At 56.7% G+C, this 277-nt stretch carries 1 protein-coding gene; it reads right to left on the bottom strand.

Annotated elements, in window-relative coordinates; translation table 11 throughout:
• A partial coding sequence (locus tag C1X29_RS28390) for a DDE-type integrase/transposase/recombinase (RefSeq protein WP_158247912.1) occupies positions 1-277 on the bottom strand: 277 nt, incomplete at both ends.

Here is a 277-nt window from a genome sequence, read left to right as displayed (position 1 = left end):
GCGTTGGGCGGCTGATGAGGTGTTGTTGGGTGTTGAACAGGTTGTAGATGGGACCGTGGGCGGAGAGAAAGCGCTGGGCGGAACCCTGTGATTTGAACCGCTGCTGCTTTCGCTCGCGCCTTCGGATCGGCAGGTGACTGTTCTCAGCCCGATTGTTCTGGCGCATCCCGCCAGGTTGATGAACCTTCAAAATCCCCAGCTTTTTCAATGCCGAACGATAGGAAGCCAACTTATCGGTTGTGATCGTCTCGGGATGGATCCCCTGGCTCTTCAGCAG

Origin of the sequence: Pseudomonas sp. GW456-12-10-14-LB2, assembly GCF_002884345.1 — a bacterium.
GTDB classification, from domain to species: domain Bacteria; phylum Pseudomonadota; class Gammaproteobacteria; order Pseudomonadales; family Pseudomonadaceae; genus Aquipseudomonas; species Aquipseudomonas paraglycinae.
The sequence above is the reverse complement of the archived record's forward strand: the minus strand, read 5'-3'. Positions and strand labels throughout refer to the sequence as shown.